General features: G+C 45.8%; 14 protein-coding genes. 5 read left to right on the top strand and 9 right to left on the bottom strand.

The window, feature by feature from the left end:
* The first annotated feature begins 58 nt into the window (after positions 1-58).
* Entirely contained in the window at positions 59-1,603 is a 1,545-nt protein-coding gene (locus AAA943_RS08750; protein ID WP_338223847.1) for a sensor histidine kinase, read from the top strand.
* Positions 1,600-2,280 carry a response regulator transcription factor gene (locus AAA943_RS08745; protein ID WP_338223846.1) on the top strand — a complete coding sequence of 227 codons (681 nt, stop codon included), beginning with the start codon at positions 1,600-1,602 and terminating at the stop codon, positions 2,278-2,280. The genes AAA943_RS08750 and AAA943_RS08745 overlap by 4 nt, the downstream gene beginning before the upstream one ends.
* Here AAA943_RS08745 and AAA943_RS08740 read toward each other — a convergent pair whose 3' ends face one another.
* From AAA943_RS08740 to AAA943_RS08705, 8 genes are all read right to left on the bottom strand, one after another.
* Positions 2,281-3,690: a sulfatase gene (locus AAA943_RS08740; RefSeq protein WP_338223845.1), complete on the bottom strand. Its 1,410-nt coding sequence runs from the start codon at positions 3,688-3,690 to the stop codon at positions 2,281-2,283. It abuts the gene before it with no gap.
* 242 nt (positions 3,691-3,932) lie between these two features.
* Complete coding sequence (locus AAA943_RS08735; protein WP_338223844.1) at positions 3,933-4,628, bottom strand: DUF2490 domain-containing protein; 696 nt, start codon at positions 4,626-4,628, stop codon at positions 3,933-3,935.
* A 23-nt stretch (positions 4,629-4,651) separates the two neighbouring features.
* Complete coding sequence (locus AAA943_RS08730) at positions 4,652-5,431, bottom strand: carbonic anhydrase (RefSeq protein ID WP_338223843.1); 780 nt, start codon at positions 5,429-5,431, stop codon at positions 4,652-4,654.
* A gap of 251 nt (positions 5,432-5,682) precedes the next feature.
* The gene (locus tag AAA943_RS08725) at positions 5,683-5,973 is read right to left on the bottom strand and encodes a hypothetical protein (protein ID WP_338223842.1); all 291 of its coding nucleotides are present in this window, start codon (positions 5,971-5,973) and stop codon (positions 5,683-5,685) included.
* Between the two features lie 288 nt (positions 5,974-6,261).
* Entirely contained in the window at positions 6,262-7,128 is an 867-nt protein-coding gene (locus AAA943_RS08720; RefSeq protein WP_338223841.1) for a sugar phosphate isomerase/epimerase family protein, read from the bottom strand.
* 92 nt (positions 7,129-7,220) lie between these two features.
* Positions 7,221-8,918, bottom strand: coding sequence for a GMC oxidoreductase (locus AAA943_RS08715; protein ID WP_338224070.1), 1,698 nt, complete (start codon positions 8,916-8,918; stop codon positions 7,221-7,223).
* Between the two features lie 12 nt (positions 8,919-8,930).
* Positions 8,931-9,470 carry a gluconate 2-dehydrogenase subunit 3 family protein gene (locus AAA943_RS08710; protein WP_338223840.1) on the bottom strand — a complete coding sequence of 180 codons (540 nt, stop codon included), beginning with the start codon at positions 9,468-9,470 and terminating at the stop codon, positions 8,931-8,933.
* 124 nt (positions 9,471-9,594) lie between these two features.
* On the bottom strand, positions 9,595-11,019 hold the full coding sequence (locus tag AAA943_RS08705; RefSeq protein ID WP_338223839.1) for an amidohydrolase: 1,425 nt from the start codon (positions 11,017-11,019) through the stop codon (positions 9,595-9,597).
* Between the two features lie 218 nt (positions 11,020-11,237).
* Between AAA943_RS08705 and AAA943_RS08700 the strand changes: the two genes are divergently transcribed.
* The 3 genes from AAA943_RS08700 (at position 11,238) to AAA943_RS08690 (ending at position 16,554) form a co-directional block, all read left to right on the top strand.
* A complete protein-coding gene (locus tag AAA943_RS08700; RefSeq protein WP_338223838.1) occupies positions 11,238-12,245 on the top strand; it encodes a c-type cytochrome in 1,008 nt (335 codons plus the stop codon).
* A 290-nt stretch (positions 12,246-12,535) separates the two neighbouring features.
* The gene (locus tag AAA943_RS08695; protein ID WP_338223837.1) at positions 12,536-14,209 is read left to right on the top strand and encodes a bifunctional metallophosphatase/5'-nucleotidase; all 1,674 of its coding nucleotides are present in this window, start codon (positions 12,536-12,538) and stop codon (positions 14,207-14,209) included.
* Between the two features lie 260 nt (positions 14,210-14,469).
* A complete protein-coding gene (locus AAA943_RS08690) occupies positions 14,470-16,554 on the top strand; it encodes a penicillin acylase family protein (RefSeq protein WP_338223836.1) in 2,085 nt (694 codons plus the stop codon).
* 42 nt (positions 16,555-16,596) lie between these two features.
* On the opposite strand, the gene AAA943_RS08685 is transcribed toward AAA943_RS08690, so the two are convergent.
* The gene (locus AAA943_RS08685; protein WP_338223835.1) at positions 16,597-17,628 is read right to left on the bottom strand and encodes a cyanophycinase; all 1,032 of its coding nucleotides are present in this window, start codon (positions 17,626-17,628) and stop codon (positions 16,597-16,599) included.
* Positions 17,629-17,843: the final 215 nt, after the last annotated feature.

Raw genomic sequence — 17,843 nt, 5'->3', positions numbered from 1 at the left:
CTGTTAACGAGTGTTAACCCGGGTTTTTCGCAGAAAAATATCCTCCTACCTTCGTAAGGTGAATAAGCTGGAATTCAAACGAATCGGAATTTTAATCGGAGTGACTTTACTCTTTGCCATTGTGATCCAATGCTGGAGAATGGTTTCCCAGTTTGAATTGATTCAAACTCAACTACAGGCCGATATTCAGGAAAGCTTGGACAATGCTGTCGAGAATTACTTTGCGGAATTGGCGAAAACCGATGTCATTGCTTTGACCGACATGCCGAACGGGAAAGTCCGACTTTCATCGGATAGTCTGCCTGAACCCAGTCAAATCACCAAAATCCAAATCGATCGATTGGACAGTACGGGGGGATTTTTTGATCGGGTGACCAAGAGTGATCGGATTTTTCAAACCATTGAGAAAATGGAAAGCGGCGGATTTGATTCTGCATTTTGGAATTCTATCCGAGAAGATTCCACTTCAGGGTTGATTTTGCTGGACTCCTCACGAAAAATGGCTTTGGATCAAAAAAACAGACTTCAGGTGTTTTTCGGAAAAGACCAAGCCGACAGCATCAATAACCTAAAGATCTTCACCAGCAAAATCATCATCTCCATCACCCGGGACAGTCTGGACTTTGATCAAATCAATACATTCCTATTTAATGAACTTGATCGCCGAGGAATTGACATCAATTACCGGCTGTACCAACTTTCTGGCAAGACTAAGGAGGATAGTGTTTTGTTGAATTCCAATGAAAAAATGCCCTTTCAGGTGACCTCCAGATCTACTTTTCTCCCGTCGGGACAGGTCTTGGAAATGCACTTTGAGAATACAGCAAAGACTGTTTTGAAAAGGGGGTTGACAGAAATTTTAATTTCCTTGGCCTTTTTGGCAATCATCGCCTACGCCTTTTACTACCTCTACCAAACGATCAAAAACCAAAAGGAAATCGCAGAGATCAAGCAGGACCTGATTGCCAATATCACCCATGAATTCAAAACACCCATCGCCACTACGCTCTCTGCGATCGAGGGAATCCAGCAATTCAATCCGGAAAAAGATGCCGCCAAAACAGACCGCTACTTGGGCATCTCCAAAACCCAAATGCTCAAACTGAACCAAATGGTTGAAAAACTACTTGAAACGGCCACGCTTGACTCAGATCAGTTGGTGATGAAAAAGGAGCAAATCGAGCCCGAACCGCTGTTGAGACAGCTGGTGCAAAAGTTCCAGACTTTGGCTCCGGAAAAACTCATCGATCTGACCATTCCCGCCCACTGCAAACACATTTTCGCGGATCCGTTTCACTTCGAAAATGCGCTCTCCAATCTCCTCGATAATGCCGTCAAATACGGAGGGGATCAGATCCGAATAAGTTTGGATCAAAATGGAATGCATAAAATCCGAATCTATGACAATGGTGGGAAAATCAGCCCGGAACAAAAGGAGCGAGTATTTGAGCAGTTTTACCGTATCCCTATGGGAGATTTACACGACGTCAAGGGCTTTGGTATCGGATTGTACTACGTGAAAAAAATCCTGGAAAAGCACGAAGGAAAAATCGAATTGGAAACCGGTAAAAATTCTACCACCTTTTTCACCTACTGGCCATGAGCAAAATCAACGTACTGCTGGCCGAAGACGAGCTGGCGCTGGGAATGATCATTCAGGAGAGTTTGGAAAGTCGGGATTTCAAAGTTCGACTTTGCCCAGACGGCCAAAAAGCTTGGGAAAGCTATCAGGCTCAAAGGCCCGATGTGCTGGTTTTGGACGTGATGATGCCCAAAAAAGACGGTTTTTCGCTCGCCGCCGAAATCCGAAAAATCGACACCCATACTCCGATTATTTTCCTGACTTCTAAAAGTCAGACTGAGGATGTGGTGAAGGGTTTTGGCTTGGGCGCCAATGATTACGTGCGCAAACCCTTCAGTATGGAAGAGCTTATCGTGCGGATCAAGGCACATCTGGATCGGCTCCGTATAAGGCAAAACCAAAGCGACTGGATCGCATTGGGCAAGTATGAATTTCATCCCACTCGTCAACTGCTCAAAATCGATGACACTGAGACTCCACTAACAGCCCGGGAAAGTCAGTTGCTGCAAATGCTTTTGGAAAACGCCAACGACATCACCGATCGGACGCTGATTCTAAATCAAATCTGGGGTTCGGATGACTTTTTCAATGCCCGCAGCATGGACGTTTTTATCACCAAGCTCCGCAAAAAGCTCCAGGACGATCCGGCCATACAGATTCTGAATGTGCGGGGATATGGGTTTAAGTTGGTGTGTTGATTACTTCTCTTGCGGCATCCTCGCCCCAGTCTCCCTCCACCAGTTTTCCAGTTTGCCCTTGAGTTCGGCTACAACAAAGGGCAACTGATTGGCTAGGTTGGTTTGCTCCTTGGAGTCATTGGCTAGGTCATAAAGCTCTACTCCGTCCCCGTCGAAAAAATAAATCAGCTTATAATCTCCCGACCGAACGATCGAGTAAGGCAAAACGTCAGGAGTCCGGTAATGCGGAAAATGCCAAAACAAATCACGGGGGACCACAGAATCCTCTTCAAGCAACAATGGCTTCAAACTCACTCCGTCGCCGACTGCCGAATTGTCTCCCAAAAAATCCAAAATAGTAGGAATCCAGTCCATGGTAATGATCGGAGTGTCGACAATCGTACCTGCAGGGATCTTATTCAGCCAAGACACGATCGTAGGCACTCGAATTCCTCCTTCGTAGGGATAGCCTTTGAAGGACCGCAGGCCCAGATTGACCGTCACCGGATTTTCGGGATTCCCGATCAGGCCGCCATTGTCTGAGGTAAAGATGATCAGGGTCTTTTCCCTCAGACCCAACTGCTCCAATTCAGCCAGAACCTTTCCTACATTTTGATCAAGGTTTTCGACCAGAGCTGCGTAGGTCGGATTTCTTTGAACTCCGGATTCTTTGCTTTTGTACTTTTCTACCAAATCCTCCGGACCCATGATCGGCGTATGCACCGCATAAGGCGCCCAATGGATAAAAAACGGATTTTGTTTATTTCCCTTCAAAAACCCAACGATCTCATCCCCTTCCCTATCGGTCAAAAATTCGCCTTCCCTTCTCGGAGGTACATTTTTCAGCACATAGTCCGGATTTCCATTGGGAGATAGGTAAGGATCAAAATAGCTGGGAGGCTGTCCCAAGTCATTGCCACCGATATTGATCTGAAACCCCTGATCTTCGGGATGATAGCCCTCTTCTCCCAGATGCCATTTGCCCACGTGTAGGGTGCGGTATCCCAGCTGAAGTAGGCGCTCGGGAAGGGTGATTTCTTCCAAAGGCAAAAAGCCCTGAATCTTAGGAGTCTTCAGGGGCTTGTCCTCAAAGACCTCGTATTCCCCGGGATTTCCGGAGGTGGAATAGCCTTGAAATTTGGCTCGAATCCAGTCAGTGATCCCCAGTCGGGCCGGATATTTCCCGGTAAGCAATGCGGCTCGGGTCGGGGAGCAAATAGCCGCTGCGGCGTAGGATTGGGTGAATCGCATTCCCTCTGCTGCCAGCCCGTCGAGATTGGGAGTTTCATAAAAGTCGCTCCCAAAAACGCCCAGATCCGTGGCTCCCAAATCGTCTACATGGATCAGGAGGATATTGATTTTTTCCCTGCCTTGGGCAAAAGCTTGAAGAGAAGAAAGAATCAAATAGATAACTATCAGGTTTTTACTCATTTCGAACCAGTTTAACAGGGGATTTATAGGTAAGATAAAATCATTTAATTAAAAAATTTAGCCATGGCCGATGAAGTGTCCGTTGATAACAGTGTTGTTTTCAAAGTAAGGTTTATTCAGTTTAGTCCCAAAAGTCAGGGGAATTCGGGAAGACAGGCCAAGGTCTTCCCGAGCCTCTGCACCATGGTAAGAAAGGATTCAAAATCTCATAAAAAAGCCCGAAAATATTCGGGCTTTTAACTTTACAGATTATGATGCAGACTTAGCTGCAACTGACCTTTACTCCATTGGCTCGTGGTCTGATTCATCCAGCCTGCTTGCATTCGCAGGTTGTTTCGAAGTCCAAAGCCCAGCCCCAAATAGGTTCGATTGCGGTCAAATCGCTCCACTTCTCTTCCTCTCCCGATGTCGGTTTGCCCATTGATGAAAATCTCATTGTATAGTGCCAAATAAAGAACCTTCTTTTTCAATTCCACGCCATTGAGCGGATAGTTGATGAAAATAGTATAGCGATACCTGGTCCTAAAGTCCTGGGTTTCTATCCACCGTTGTTCGTATCGAAAGCGATGTGTGAGGAAGAATCGACTTCCTACCTTCTGAGGCAGCAAAACTTCTTGGTAAACACGATTTTCGGGAACTGAATTTTTACTTTCTCCAAATTCACCGCTGGAAACAAAGACGTATCCAAGAGTAAACATAAGCTCAGCTTTTTTCGGACGATAAGTAAACCCTGTCCTCAAGAGCAACTGCTCCCGGTCACCACCCATATCCCAATATCGAAATTGGTAATCTCCCTGGATTCCAAAACCCTTTTCGCCCAGCTTTTTGGTAAAGAAATACATGTACCACGCACCTAACTGTTCCTCTTCTACCTGAGCCAACGCTCCAAAAGGACCGGCTAGGAAGATTGCAATAAATAGGATTAGGACTCGTCTCATCAGTAAGTCATTGAAATCCAAGACTAGTTCGACGCCAATTTTTCGGAATAGCCAGGCAGGGAAGTAATCGTCTCTTCGATGAAATTAACATATCCCGTATGTAAATCATAGACTGCCCCGACGATTAAGACATCTTCCCGGTCAAATTTTCTGCTGAGTACGGGTTCCAATCCTCTCAGCATTTTGACTTGCTCAATTACATTTTCTTTGATCGCAAAGTCCAAAGCTTCCTTATCAGGTAGATTTTGGGCTTTGGCTCGAAGAGATGCGGGTTTGATGGAGTTAATCAAGGTGACTACGTGTCCCGGAGGATTGGCTGGTAGCTTCATGGCTGCGTCTACCGCTCCGCAGGATTGATGGCCAAGCACTACAATAAGGCGGGTTTTCAAGACTTCCACTGCGTATTCTATTGTGCCAAATGACGCTTCTGCCATCACTTGGCCGGCGGTACGGGTGATGAATAAATCCCCTACCCCTTGGTCGAAAATGATCTCATTGGGCACACGGCTATCCGCACAGCCGATGATGATGGCAAATGGAGCCTGACCTGCTTCTGTGTTTTGCAAATCCTGATCAGTTTGCCTTGGATTGATACTCTTGTCTTCCGCAAAGCGACGATTTCCGTAGATCAGCTTTTTCAGTCCATATACCGGATCAGTATAAGCACTGTCACGGTCTGCGAAATATTGGTTTTTCTCCAGATCGAGGAATTTTTCTACAGAAGGAGAAATTACCTGTCCTGACAAAAGGCCCGGAGAAAAGAAAAGGAAGGCAAGAATTATATAAATAAGTTTAGTTTTCATGATGTTGTTTTTTTGGAAAAAGCCATACCTCACCTGTTCATTGATGATTTTTTCACACAATGATTTTCCCTTCAAGAGAAATTTCCTCTTTAGGAGCACAAGCCAAGAAAATGACCAGTTAAGATTTTTTGATGATGTGTTGTGGAGAACCTATCTTTTCTGATAGGCCCAGAAACCTTAGAATGAACAGATTACCAAAGAAACCTCTGTAGAAACAGACTAAATCTTTGAAATCAATCCAAGGATAAAAATCAGCTCAATTCGGGAGGGAAATCTATACTAAACAAGAAACCACTTTGTTCTTGAATTTGCCCAAACACATGATTTTGGGATTGGAGCCTACTCAAACTTTCAAGTTGGATAAAGTCAAATTCAATAAAAAACTTAGTCTTTTCGCTTTTATCTGTACGCTCCTCTTCCACCTCCAAGATTTCCACGATATTCCATCCGTAGTAATCATCTACCCAATCCAAGGCATTCAAGGTATTCACCACAGGTGCAAGGAGAATGATAAAAATAAATAAAGAGGATAATAAGCGCATTTTAGACACAATATGCCTAAAAACAGCTTGATCTGATTTTGGTTTGAATAATCATAAAAAAAGTTTTGTGATTATCCGCATTCATGCCCTTAGAGGAAAGGATAAGTGAAATTGTTGATGATATTCCTCCACAGATGAAAGGCTACAGTCCACGTAACCTCTGGTAAAGATTCTACTTATCGCATAATTTTTTCCTGATAAGTAAACGGATATAAAAAAATAATTACCGGGATTACAATCCAAAATGCCCCCGCTTTGGCGGGGGTTCAGGCTCCAAATAAATCAGAATCAATACGTTAAACTCTTCAAATAAGCAATACTTTTGGGTAACGCTTCCAATTCCTGCTCACTCTCATCCTCGATAAACATGTGTTGGATCCCAATTTTATTTGCTTCTCGCAGAATCGCGGGGAAATCCAATTCACCCTCACCCAATGGAACATCATTTTCGGGTCCGGTTAGCCCGGTCATGTCCCTTGGAGCCCCTTTCCGGAAATCCTTCAGGTGAAGGGAGACCCATCTTTTTCCATATTTTTTCAAAAGCGCTGCCGGATCACCACCACCAAAGTGGGTCCACATCACGTCCATTTGCAGAGACACGTACTTGGGGTCAGTATTTTCCACCAAGTAATCGAATAAGGTCCCTTTGCCATAAGGCTGAAACTCGTAGCCATGCACATGGTATTTGAAAGTAATTCCGTTGTCTCTGAGCACTTTTCCCCCTTCATTAAATGCCTTGATGGCGCGGTCTGCATCAGCTTTGGAAAATTGCCCCGTTTTGTGCGGAATCCAAGCGCACATCACATACTTTGCTCCTAAGGCTTTGGCTCGATCGGCTACGGCCTGCGGATCAGATTCCAACTGCTCGAAGCCCGTACCAGTCGAAGGAATCGAAATCCCCCTATCTGTAAGCATCTTCTTGAAATCCTCCACACTGACTCCCTGAGGAGCCCCGCCTTCAAATTCAGTGAAACCCATTTGCTGGATGATATCCAGAGCTTCAGGAACTCCATTTTTCCATTGATTTCGGAAAGTGTAAGAAGCAAAGCCAAGAGGCACCTGAAGCATCGGGTCACCTTTTTTCTGGGCTTGAGTTTCAGAGGGGGTAATGATCCAAGCCAAGGCTAGAATCAGGAGGGTAAGAGTCTTTTTCATAGGTTTTTTGGGTAAATATTTCCCACAGATTTCACAGACTTACACAGGTTTTCACTGATCTGTGTAAATCTGTGCTTATCTGTGGGATTGGTTTACAAATTCAATTTATTCAACTCCTCCACCGCATGGTTTGCAGCTCGGGCAGTCAAGGTCATAAAGGTCAGGGTTGGATTCTGAGTGCTTGCACTGGCCATACATGCCCCATCAGTCACGAATACGTTTTTGCAGGCATGAAGCTGATTGTATTTGTTGAGCAAGGATGTCTTGGGATCATTTCCCATGCGCACGCCACCCATCTCGTGGATGTCCGAACCCGGAGGTGAGCCCCGGTCGACGACATTGATGTTTTTGAAGCCCATGCGCTCATACATTTCTGTCTGTTGCTCCACAAAGTCCCGGGTCATCTTGTCATCGTTTTCTTTCCACTCCACTGACATAATGATTTTGGGAATGCCGTATTTGTCTTTTTCCTCCGTGGAAAGCCGCATGTGATTGGACTCCTCGGGTACCATTTCCCCCTGCATCCAAGCTGACATCCCCCAAAGGCCATATTTCGGATTGAGCAGACTGTCACGAAGCGCATCTCCGATCAGCTCCCCGTTTCCGTCCAATTGTCGAGAGGCCGACATGCCAATGGCATATCCTCTAAGGAAATCCGTCTCCTGACGATAGACATTTCGGAAGCGGGGAACGTAGGCATGTCCGGGATTTCTTCCATCATTGAACTTATCCAAAAATCCTTCAAAGGTTGCATATCCGCTTCCACGGTAATTATGACAAGTAATGTATTTGCCCATCAGGCCGTTGTCATTGCCCAGGCCATTGGGGAATCGGGAGGATTTGGAATTGAGCAAAATCGCATTGGAATTGATCGTAGAGGCATTCACAAAGATGATTTTTGCAATAAACTCAATGGCTTCTTTAGTGTGTCGGTCAATGATTCTCACACCCACCGCTTTGCCTTTTTGCTCATCGTAAAGAATGGATTCTACCACCGAATCAGGGCGGATAGTCAGATTTCCGGTCTTTTCAGCCCAAGGCAAAGTGGATGCATTAGCTGAGAAATAACCTCCGTAGACACAGCCCCGGTTGCACATGTTTTGATTTTGGCATTTATTTCGCCCCTGATCTTTATGAATCTGCTGTGGATCGGTCAGGTGGGCACAGCGACCCTGGATCAAATGTCGCTCGTTTCCATACAGCTCCTTAAGTTTTTCCTTGTAGTACTGCTCCACACAGCTGAGCTCAAATCCAGGCTGAACCACTTGATCGGGAAGTACATCCAATCCATCCCGACTGCCAGCAAAACCAACGAAAGTCTCCACGTACGTGTACCAAGGCTCCATGTCCTTGTAGCGAATCGGCCAATCAACTGCATACCCATCGCGTGCCGGTCCCTCCCAGTCGAAGTCCGACCATCTCTGCGTACCTCTCGCCCAAAGCAAGGACTTACCACCGACATGGTATCCTCGAAACCAGCGAAAAGGTTTCTCCTCAATGTAGGGCTGCTCATCTTCAGCCAATGCCCAATGCATGGTCTCCTCTCTACGCCAATTGGCCGCTCCGACGCCTGACCGTTTGTCGATGGGCACTACTCCCCGAAATTCAAATTCCCAAGGGGCTTTGGATGCGGTAGGATAATCTTCAATATGGCGAACCATTCGGCCCCTTTCCAGAACAAGTGTCTTTAGTCCTTTTTCGCAGAGTTCCTTGGCAGCCCAGCCACCGGAAGCACCCGAACCGATCACAATAGCATCGTAGGTGCGTTTGTCTTTTGAATCTTGAAGCATCATATTTTGGGTTTAGGCTTTGGAAGGTGGTACATCCACACATCCTCGATAATACCCCGGGGCCACTTTGTAATCTCGGTATTCGACCATGACTTCTTTGACCGTAGTGAATCCCAAAATGGTATTGGAACGCATCAAGTTATAAAACTTGTTTTCTTCGTCTGATTCGGAGTTCCCCAGGTCGATCAGGCTTTTCTCTTTTTCCTCTCTGGACAGATCCAAAAATCCGGCTTTTCCCAAGGAGTTGAGCTGCATTTTGATCAGATCCTGATCTTCTTTTTCATAGCAATGTTCAAAAAGCTTGATCAAAAACTGATCGGTCCCTGTGCTGAGCGCACCGATAGGCTGTGCACTCTGTGTAGGCATTATTGGAGGCAAACCTTCAGGGATTAGGGTATCAGCAATTGAAGAAATCAATTGTTCTTCTTCGAAAGAAAAAAAGCCTTGGTGAGTCATCCGGTCCAGGATCTGCCATTTCCAGTCGGCAAAGACTAAACCTGCAATTCCTGCAACGGAACCTCCGATGATTTTCAGTGATTTGCGTCTGTCCATGATTTGGGAAGTAAGCTGGGTTTATCGATTACAAGTTAGATTTTTTTGAAAAAGCAAAAAGAGAAAAGGCCAGAATTCCATGATCGGAAATTCCGGCCTTGCAACACTCAGGCAGAGTGCAAAATCACTTTCTGTAATCCAAAGGTGCAGTTCTGTCCCCTACCAAAGCTTTATAAGTAAAATCAGCCCCTCTCCTGCGATTGAGTTCTTCCAGAGCGGTCTGAGTTACCGAAGGGTTTTGGAAAATATCCATAGCTGTCAGGGTGAGTGTCTTTGCAGCTACCAGCATGCCTTTTTGGCCAATACTCATCCCTCCTGCTGCCACGGCTTGCCAAGTGTGGGCCGAAGTGCCCGGTACCCAAGTCGCTGCACCCAATCCTACCGTGGGCACCAGCCAGCTGATGTCCCCCACATCAGTAGAGCCTCCACCCCCTGTTTCCTCGACCACAAAAGGGGCAATTTTACCGGCATCTTCAGGAGAGGCTTTTACTCCGGAAGGATAAGTCTTGATGATATCTTCTGCGAATTTTCTTTCCTCAAGAGTGTAAGTTACTCCTCCTATTAGTTCTAAATTTTTATGCATGATACGGGCCAAGGTCTCATTGGGAAGAAGGTTGTAAACTCCATTGATGATCTCATACTCCATTCGGGTCTGCGTGCCCAAGGCTGCTCCTTCGGCCGCTTTGACCATTCGGTCAAAAATCTCTTTCACCACCTGAGCATCGGGATGCCTTACGTAATGATAGGACTCAGCAAAAGCAGGCACCACGTTTGGTGCCTCGCCTCCACGGGTGATGACATAGTGCATCCGGGTTTCCATAGGCACGTGTTCCCGCATCAGATTGACCATGAAATTCATGGACTCGACTGCATCCAAGGCAGATTTGCCCCGCTCAGGTGCTGCAGCAGCATGGGAAGCTTCACCATAGAATCTGAATTTGGTCGAAATATTGGCTAAAGAAGAAGTGGCTCCGGCAGCATTCTGAGAGCTGGGGTGCCAGTGAAGCATCGCATCTACATCTGAAATAAGCCCTGCTCTGGCCATGTAGACTTTTCCACCACCGCCTTCTTCTGCAGGAGTTCCATAGACTCGGATAGTACCCGAGATTTGATTGGCTTTCATCCACTCCATCACAGTGATCCCGGCAGCCACAGACGCTGCTCCAAATAGATGGTGTCCACAAGCGTGTCCTGCCCCACCTTCCACTACCGGTTCACGGAAAGGAACAGCTTTTTGGGATACACCCGGAAGAGCATCAAATTCGGCCATTATTCCAATCACCGGTTTACCTGAGCCATATTCAGCCACAAAAGCAGTGGGAATATCTGCCACTCCTGCATTTACTTTGAATCCCGCATCGCGGAGTGTTTTTTGGAGTAAAGCTGAGCTGTTAGTCTCCAGATAGCCCAATTCAGGATTGGCCCAAATTTGCCTCGCTATATCTCCATAAAAATCAGCTTTGGAGTCCAGCTTACTCAACACCTCATTTTGCTGACCTAATGCAGGTAGGGCAAGGATCAGCAATACAACTAGAAGGAGCTTATTCATTCGATTGATGGTTTGTTGGCTGTGAAAATAGAAAGTCTTTTCTCAAGGATAAAGAAATTTTCCATTCTGTTTTCTTAAAACCCATAGTTGATTTGGAAAAAACAACCCAATTGAAGAAAAAAAATTGCAACTTAGGATTTTGACAAAACTTTTTATGGCTTAAGATGCATACTTCACAACTTAAAACCTAACTTACTGGAAACCAAATCAAAAGCACCATGAAAAAGATTTTAAAAATTACCGTTTACCTGATCGGATCCTTGGTTTTGCTCTTGGTTTGCGCCGTAGTCATTCTTCAATTTTCTTTTCCAAAGGTAGACCCAGCACCGGATCTTACCATTGACTACACCCCCGACCGCATTCAACGAGGGGCATACCTAGCCAACCACGTAGCAGTCTGTATGGATTGTCATTCCAAGCGGGATTTCTCCCTTTTTTCAGGACCGCCGACACCGGGTACTTTGGGTGCAGGCGGGGACCGCTTTGATCACTCGATGGGATTGCCGGGTGTGTTTTATGCTAAAAACATTACCCCATTTGGGATTTCGGATTATACCGATGGTGAATTATTCCGGCTGATTACCACTGGAGTCACCAACGATGGCAGGGCCATGTTTCCTCTGATGCCCTATGTATATTATGGTAAAATGGATCCCGAAGACATCTATGACATCATCGCCTATATTCGATCTATCCCCTCTGTGGAAACCAAAATTGAAGACTCCAAGGCGGATTTCCCTGTAAACCTGATTCTGAGAACTATGCCCCAAAATGCAGAGATGGTGACCAAACCTGATCCTAAAGATCAGATTGCCTATGGAGGCTATTTGGTGAATGCTTCCGGGTGCATTGAGTGTCATACACGAATGACTCCTCAGGGGGTAATTAATCATGAATTTGCATATTCTGGGGGAAGAGATTTTCCTTTTCCCGACGGATCGTTAGTCACCAGTTCCAATATTACCCCAGATCCAGAGACAGGTATCGGAAACTGGTCGGAGGAGGTTTTTATCCAGAGATTTAAACAATACACAGACTCAGGCTACGCCATACCAAAAGTCAATCCAGGCGAATTCAATTCCATTATGCCCTGGACCATGTATGCTGGTATGAAAGAAGAAGATTTGAGTGCGATGTATGCCTATTTGCAAACCATTTCGCCCATGAAAAACGAGATTGTCAAATTTACCCCTGCCAAAAAATCAACTGGATTGGTGGACAATTAATGCAAAGGTGCGGTCTTTTGAATCATTCACCAGGCTAGGATCTGCTCAGAGTGACTGGAGAAGGAAGCCCATTCTATCTTGGTCCTGACCCAATTTCACTTTCCAAATCCTATGCCTCGTAGATTCAATTTGATCAACTTCGTTTCTGGGACCATCGCTTTTTCTGGTTCTGTGACAGCTGTCACCAAGTTTTTTAGACTTAAAATTCTATTTTCCCAAAGATATTGGGGGCGTATTCTCTTTCCTGAGTTATCCAAAACCCGATTACCTCAGCCAAGAATTATCGATACATGAACTCTTCCAGAAGAAAATTCATCGCTCAGTTGAGTGCTTTGGGAGCCACCACCGGACTTGCCGGGATAGCTTCTGCCTCCGATAGGACTGAAAAATCTCCCAAAGAAAACCCTTCCTCCTTTACGGTCTCCATTCTGCAAACCACGGACGTGCACTGTCAGATTCATCCCCATGATGAGCTATTCTGGGAAAATGGAAAATCTGTATTTCGGAAGACTGGGGGATATGCTCACTTGAAGACTTTTGTGGAGAAACTCCGCAAGGAAAGTGAGCACAGTTTCCTGATTGATACGGGGGATATGTTTCAGGGATCGGAGCTTTCTGTGAAAACCACCGGCGAGGCCATCGTCCCCTTGCTCAATGAGATGGGGTATGAGCTCTATCTGCCAGGAAATTGGGAGGTTGTCTATTATAAAAAAGCCATGCAGCACCTGCTTGGATCCCTTCATGCCCCAAAAATTTGCGCAAACATGTACCACGATTCTGGTAATGGAAAAAAGGGTGAACTCATTTTCCCTCCTTACCACATCTGGACCGTCAATGGAGTAAAAATCGGGTTCTTGGGTTATACCGACCATTTGGTGCCTATCCGACAATCCCCCAACTACAGCAAAGGAATCATCTATACCCAACCTGAAGAGAACCTTGCGCACTATGTAGATGTGCTGAGAAATCAGGAAAAATGTGTCTTTGTGGCAATCATAGCACATTTGGGTTTGTCTCAACAGCTTCATTTGGCCAATCTCCCCGCCTGCGAAGGGGTAGATTATATTCTTGGTGGAGATACCCACGAGCGGGTAAGAAAACCCATCCAATCCACCTACGCCAAAGTAGTGGAACCCGGAGCTTTTGGTTCTTTTGTGGGAAAACTGGAATTGAGAATCGAAAACGGAAAAGTAGTCAGTGACCACTATGAACTTTTGGAAGTGGATGCGGTGAAAAATGCTCCTTCCAAAAAGATGACCGAATTAATTGCTCAAAATGAGCAGCCCTTCCAAGAGGACATTTACCAGATTGCAGGATACAGCACAGTACCGCTTTACCGCTATTTTGTGATCGAAAACCCAATCGACACGATGATTCTGAATGCCATCAGCTGGCAGGTACCCGAAGTGGACATTGTCCTTTCGAATGGATTTCGTTTTTGTCCCCCAAGGACAACTCCAGACCAGACCGGAAATATTCCTATTACTCATGGATTCATCTACGACATGCTGCCAGTAGACAGCACTATCCGCACGGGGAAAGTGACCGGAACACAGATCAGTACCTGGCTGGAAAAAGAGCTGAACAATGTCTTTGCAGAAGATGCCTCCAAGCGTTTTGGAGGCTGGGTGATCAAATTCAAGGGAATGGAAGTCGAGTTCAACGCCTTTGGTGAAGAAGGAAAGCGAGTTCAAAAAGCTTTGGTTCACGGCAAGCCACTCGACATGGAGAAAGTCTACACGATCTGTGCCTGCGAGCGGGACGGAGATCCGGATGACATGCTTTGCCGATTCAAAGGAGTAATGGAAACTGAAAATACAGCCTACACGCTCCATGAGGCTATGAAAAATTACTTGGCGAAAAACTCCCCAGTCACCCCGATTCCACTCAAATCCGCCGTGGCCCTGGATGCTCCGGCCACCCTACTCACCCAAGTGCATGGAGTGGATTATGAGTTTAGATGAAAATGGGATTTTTCAGAAAAAGTCTTGAAAACCAAAGCCCTCGGGAATAAACTTCGGTAAAACCACCCTTTTGCCTTTACCAGCAAACTGTCCTCTGCTTTCCCTTAAGCCCACAAAAAACGTCATGCCTTGCAGAATAGGCTAGTTTCAAGGCTGACCTCCCGTCTCAGGGATTGGGAAACTATTTTGACAGGAATTTGTCCTCTTTTTTAAAACTTAAAAAAACCCATCTTTACTTTTCCGAAAAAAGCATTCTTCACATGTACAGAATCAACTCCATTTTTCTCTTGTTTATCCTTCTCAGTACTTCCTGCCAGCGGGTATTGAAACCTTCCGGATGGGATACTTCTCAGGTACAGATCGCACGGGATGAATTTGGTGTACCCCATATTTTTGGAACAAAGGATGCCGATGTGGCCTATGGCTTGGCTTGGGCCCATGCTGAGGATGATTTTGAGACGATTCAGAAAACGATTTTGGCAGGGAAAGCTCTGGCGGGACGTGTCTTTGGGGAACAGGGGGCTGGAGTGGATTTCTTTGTCCATTTATTGGAAACAAAGAAAATTGCCCGTGAAAAATACGATTCCACCTTTTCCCCAGAATTCAAAAAAGTCTTGGAAGGCTATGCGGCAGGCATGAATGACTACGCCCTTGCTCATCCGGAGGAGGTACTCTATCAACCAGCTTTCCCCATTACTCCAAAAGAAATAGTCTCGGCTTATATCCTTTCTCTTGCTCAGATGTCCGGTGCAGACCGAGCCGTGCAAGCAATAGTAGGCGGAAATGTGGAAATGATTCCTGAAGACCCGATGCCCAAGGGGTCTAATGCCATCGCGGTTCATTCCAGCAGGACAGATTCCTATGAAACCTTCCTGGCTATCAATTCCCATCAGCCTCTGGAAGGGCCCGTGGCTTGGTATGAGGCCCATCTTCATTCGGAAGAAGGCTGGAATATCCTCGGAGGACTTTTTCCAGGCGGAGCCATGATTTTTCATGGAGCCAATGAACATTTGGGCTGGGCCCACACGGTAAATACACCTGACTTTTTGGATCTCTATCAGCTGCAGCTCAATCCCGATGACCAAAATGAATACCTCGTCGATGGAGAATGGCTGGAATTGGAATCACACTATGCCTGGCTTAAGGTTCGCCTTTGGGATTGGATTACGATTCCGGTTCCCAAAAAAGTTTGGAAAAGCATCTATGGCCCCACTTTAGTTACGGATCAGGGAGCTTTTTCCATTCGCATGGGAGCATTGCAGCGAATCGGGGCTCCTGAACAGTGGTGGAGAATGAACAAAGCCAGGAACTTTTCCGAATGGAAAGCGGCCATGAATTCCATGCAGCTGACCAACTTCAATACGGTCTATGCAGACAGGTACGACACCATATTCTATGTCAGCAATGGACTTTTACCTAAAAGGACTCCCGGCTTTGACTACACAGGCACTGTCCCCGGAAACACCAAACAAACCCTTTGGACTGAATTTCACTCCTTTTTAGAGCTTCCTCAGCAGGTAAATCCCAATTCGGGATTTCTCTTCAATACCAACCATTCTCCTTTCAAAGCAAGCAGAATGGAAGACAATCTGTATGCTGAGGATTATCCTGTGGAAATGGGCTTTGACCTTAGGGACAACAACCGATCGGCGAGATTCAGAGAACTTATGCCGGACACAGGAAGGATCTCATGGGAGTATTTTGAGCGAATTAAGTTTGACCAAACCCTACCGCAAAACCTCGCATTCCGCACCGATATGACGGCTCTATTTTCCCTTGACTCCCTTGAGCATGAAGACATCAGAAGCCTTATTCACCAGCTTCAAGCTTGGGACAGAGAAGCGGATCAGGAAAGTGTAGGTGCTGCTATTTTTGGCTTTATCTACTACTATTGGTGGGATCAGTTTGCCAAGGAGGGAAGAAGTTTTGATACGCAGCTTACTCAAGAAGAGGCACTCATTGGACTAAGGGAGGCAAAGCAGCATTTTCAGACCCATTTCAGAAAAGAGTTGATCACTTTAGGAGAATACCAGAAGCTGGTCCGAGGAGAAAAAGTCTTGCCTCTTTGGGGTTTGGACGACGTTCTGGCAGCCATCCGAAGCACCCCTCTCGAAAACGGAACCCGAAAAGCCGTGCAGGGAGAGTCTTACATCCTGATGGTCAGATTTGGAAATGGCCTTCCCCAATTGGAGAGCATCAATGTCTACGGGGCAAGTAATCGCCCCGAAAGTCCGCACTATTCAGACCAAATGGAGCGATTTGTCAATCGGGACCTGAAGCGGATGACCTTGGATAAGGAAGAAGTCATTCAAAACGCCAAAAAAGTCTATCATCCGGGAAAATAAAAGAAGCGAAAGGTACTGGACTTTAACCCAAATCAAACTCGGTCAATTTCTCTTGAGAATTCCTTCTTCCACATACCAAAATCCATCCCAATCGAATTCCCATGGATTAAGGTCCAAGTTGAGGTTTTGTGCCTGATTTACTGCCTTGTATCTCAAAGCCTCACCGCCTAGGCTCCAAGTCAAGGGAGCCGATCTTTCCATTTTCTCGGGTTGAAGGTTAGGTAGGTTGTCCAAGAGGAAGTAAGCATAGGACTGCCCAAGAACCTGGGCTATTCCGTTTTTATCGATTGCAACCGCAGTTCGTTCGTCAACTCCTATGGCCTTAAGGGGTATTTCTCCGGCTTCGCTTTTCAGTCTGGCCATAAATGTCACCAATCTCCCTTCCCGGCTTCTTTGGAAGAAATGCTGGTCCGTGATCGTGTTTTTGAGAAAAGGATGATTGATCAAGCTTGATTTTCTTACTGTCAACCTTGAATCAAAAGGATTGCGAAGCGCTTCCTGACTGATGATGGAGCCATTTTCACCGGAATACACAAATTCACCCATAATAGCACAACCTGCACTTGTTCCTCCAATGGGAATCTTTTTGTCATGGATGAGGTATTGGATAGCCTCTTCTACCAAGGTCCCTTCCCACATTTCCAAATAAACAGACTGGTCTCCCCCAGCGATAAAAAGGGCCTCGGCATTTTTGATAGTCTGAAAAACCAAGTCATTGTTGGCTGATTCTTTCGAATTCAAAAGAAGAGTTTCTACAGAATTCAGTCCGCCCAAATCATACAGGTAGTCATTGTACCCGTCACCTCCACTAGCTCGAATTACCAGAAAATCCCCCCCGCCCGATCGCTCAATCATCCAACGCATCGCCGCGTCCACATCCGTACTTCCCCCCATGAGAACCAGTCCGGCCTCCGTACTTGACTCAGCATTATCGGGGCTTCCCACTCTCCCCAAAGAATAAGGATTCAGGTTTTGCTTCGGGTCCGAATCGGGCGCAGGATCCTGACTGGAGCAGGAATTACTCAACAAAAAGATGCCTAGTACCAGTAGGGTTAATCTTATTGACTGAAACATAAATTGACTTTTTTCTGGTTTTTTTATCCTTGAAAGTGTGCTGTTCTTACAAAATCGAGGAAGACTTGAAAACAATTGCTTGATTGTTATTTCTGCCCAAAGATCAAACCTTTCCATTGGATTTTCATACAAAAACTAATCTAAAAATAGAAAGAGACAAAAGATTCTTGGCCAAGCAGGGACTGATTTTTGGGAATTCTGGCTAGTTTAGCTTT

The sequence above is a fragment of the Algoriphagus confluentis genome (genome assembly GCF_036245625.1).
Lineage (GTDB): Bacteria > Bacteroidota > Bacteroidia > Cytophagales > Cyclobacteriaceae > Algoriphagus > Algoriphagus confluentis.
Note: the sequence above shows the minus strand (reverse complement) of the source record. Positions and strands in the feature narration are given on the sequence as shown.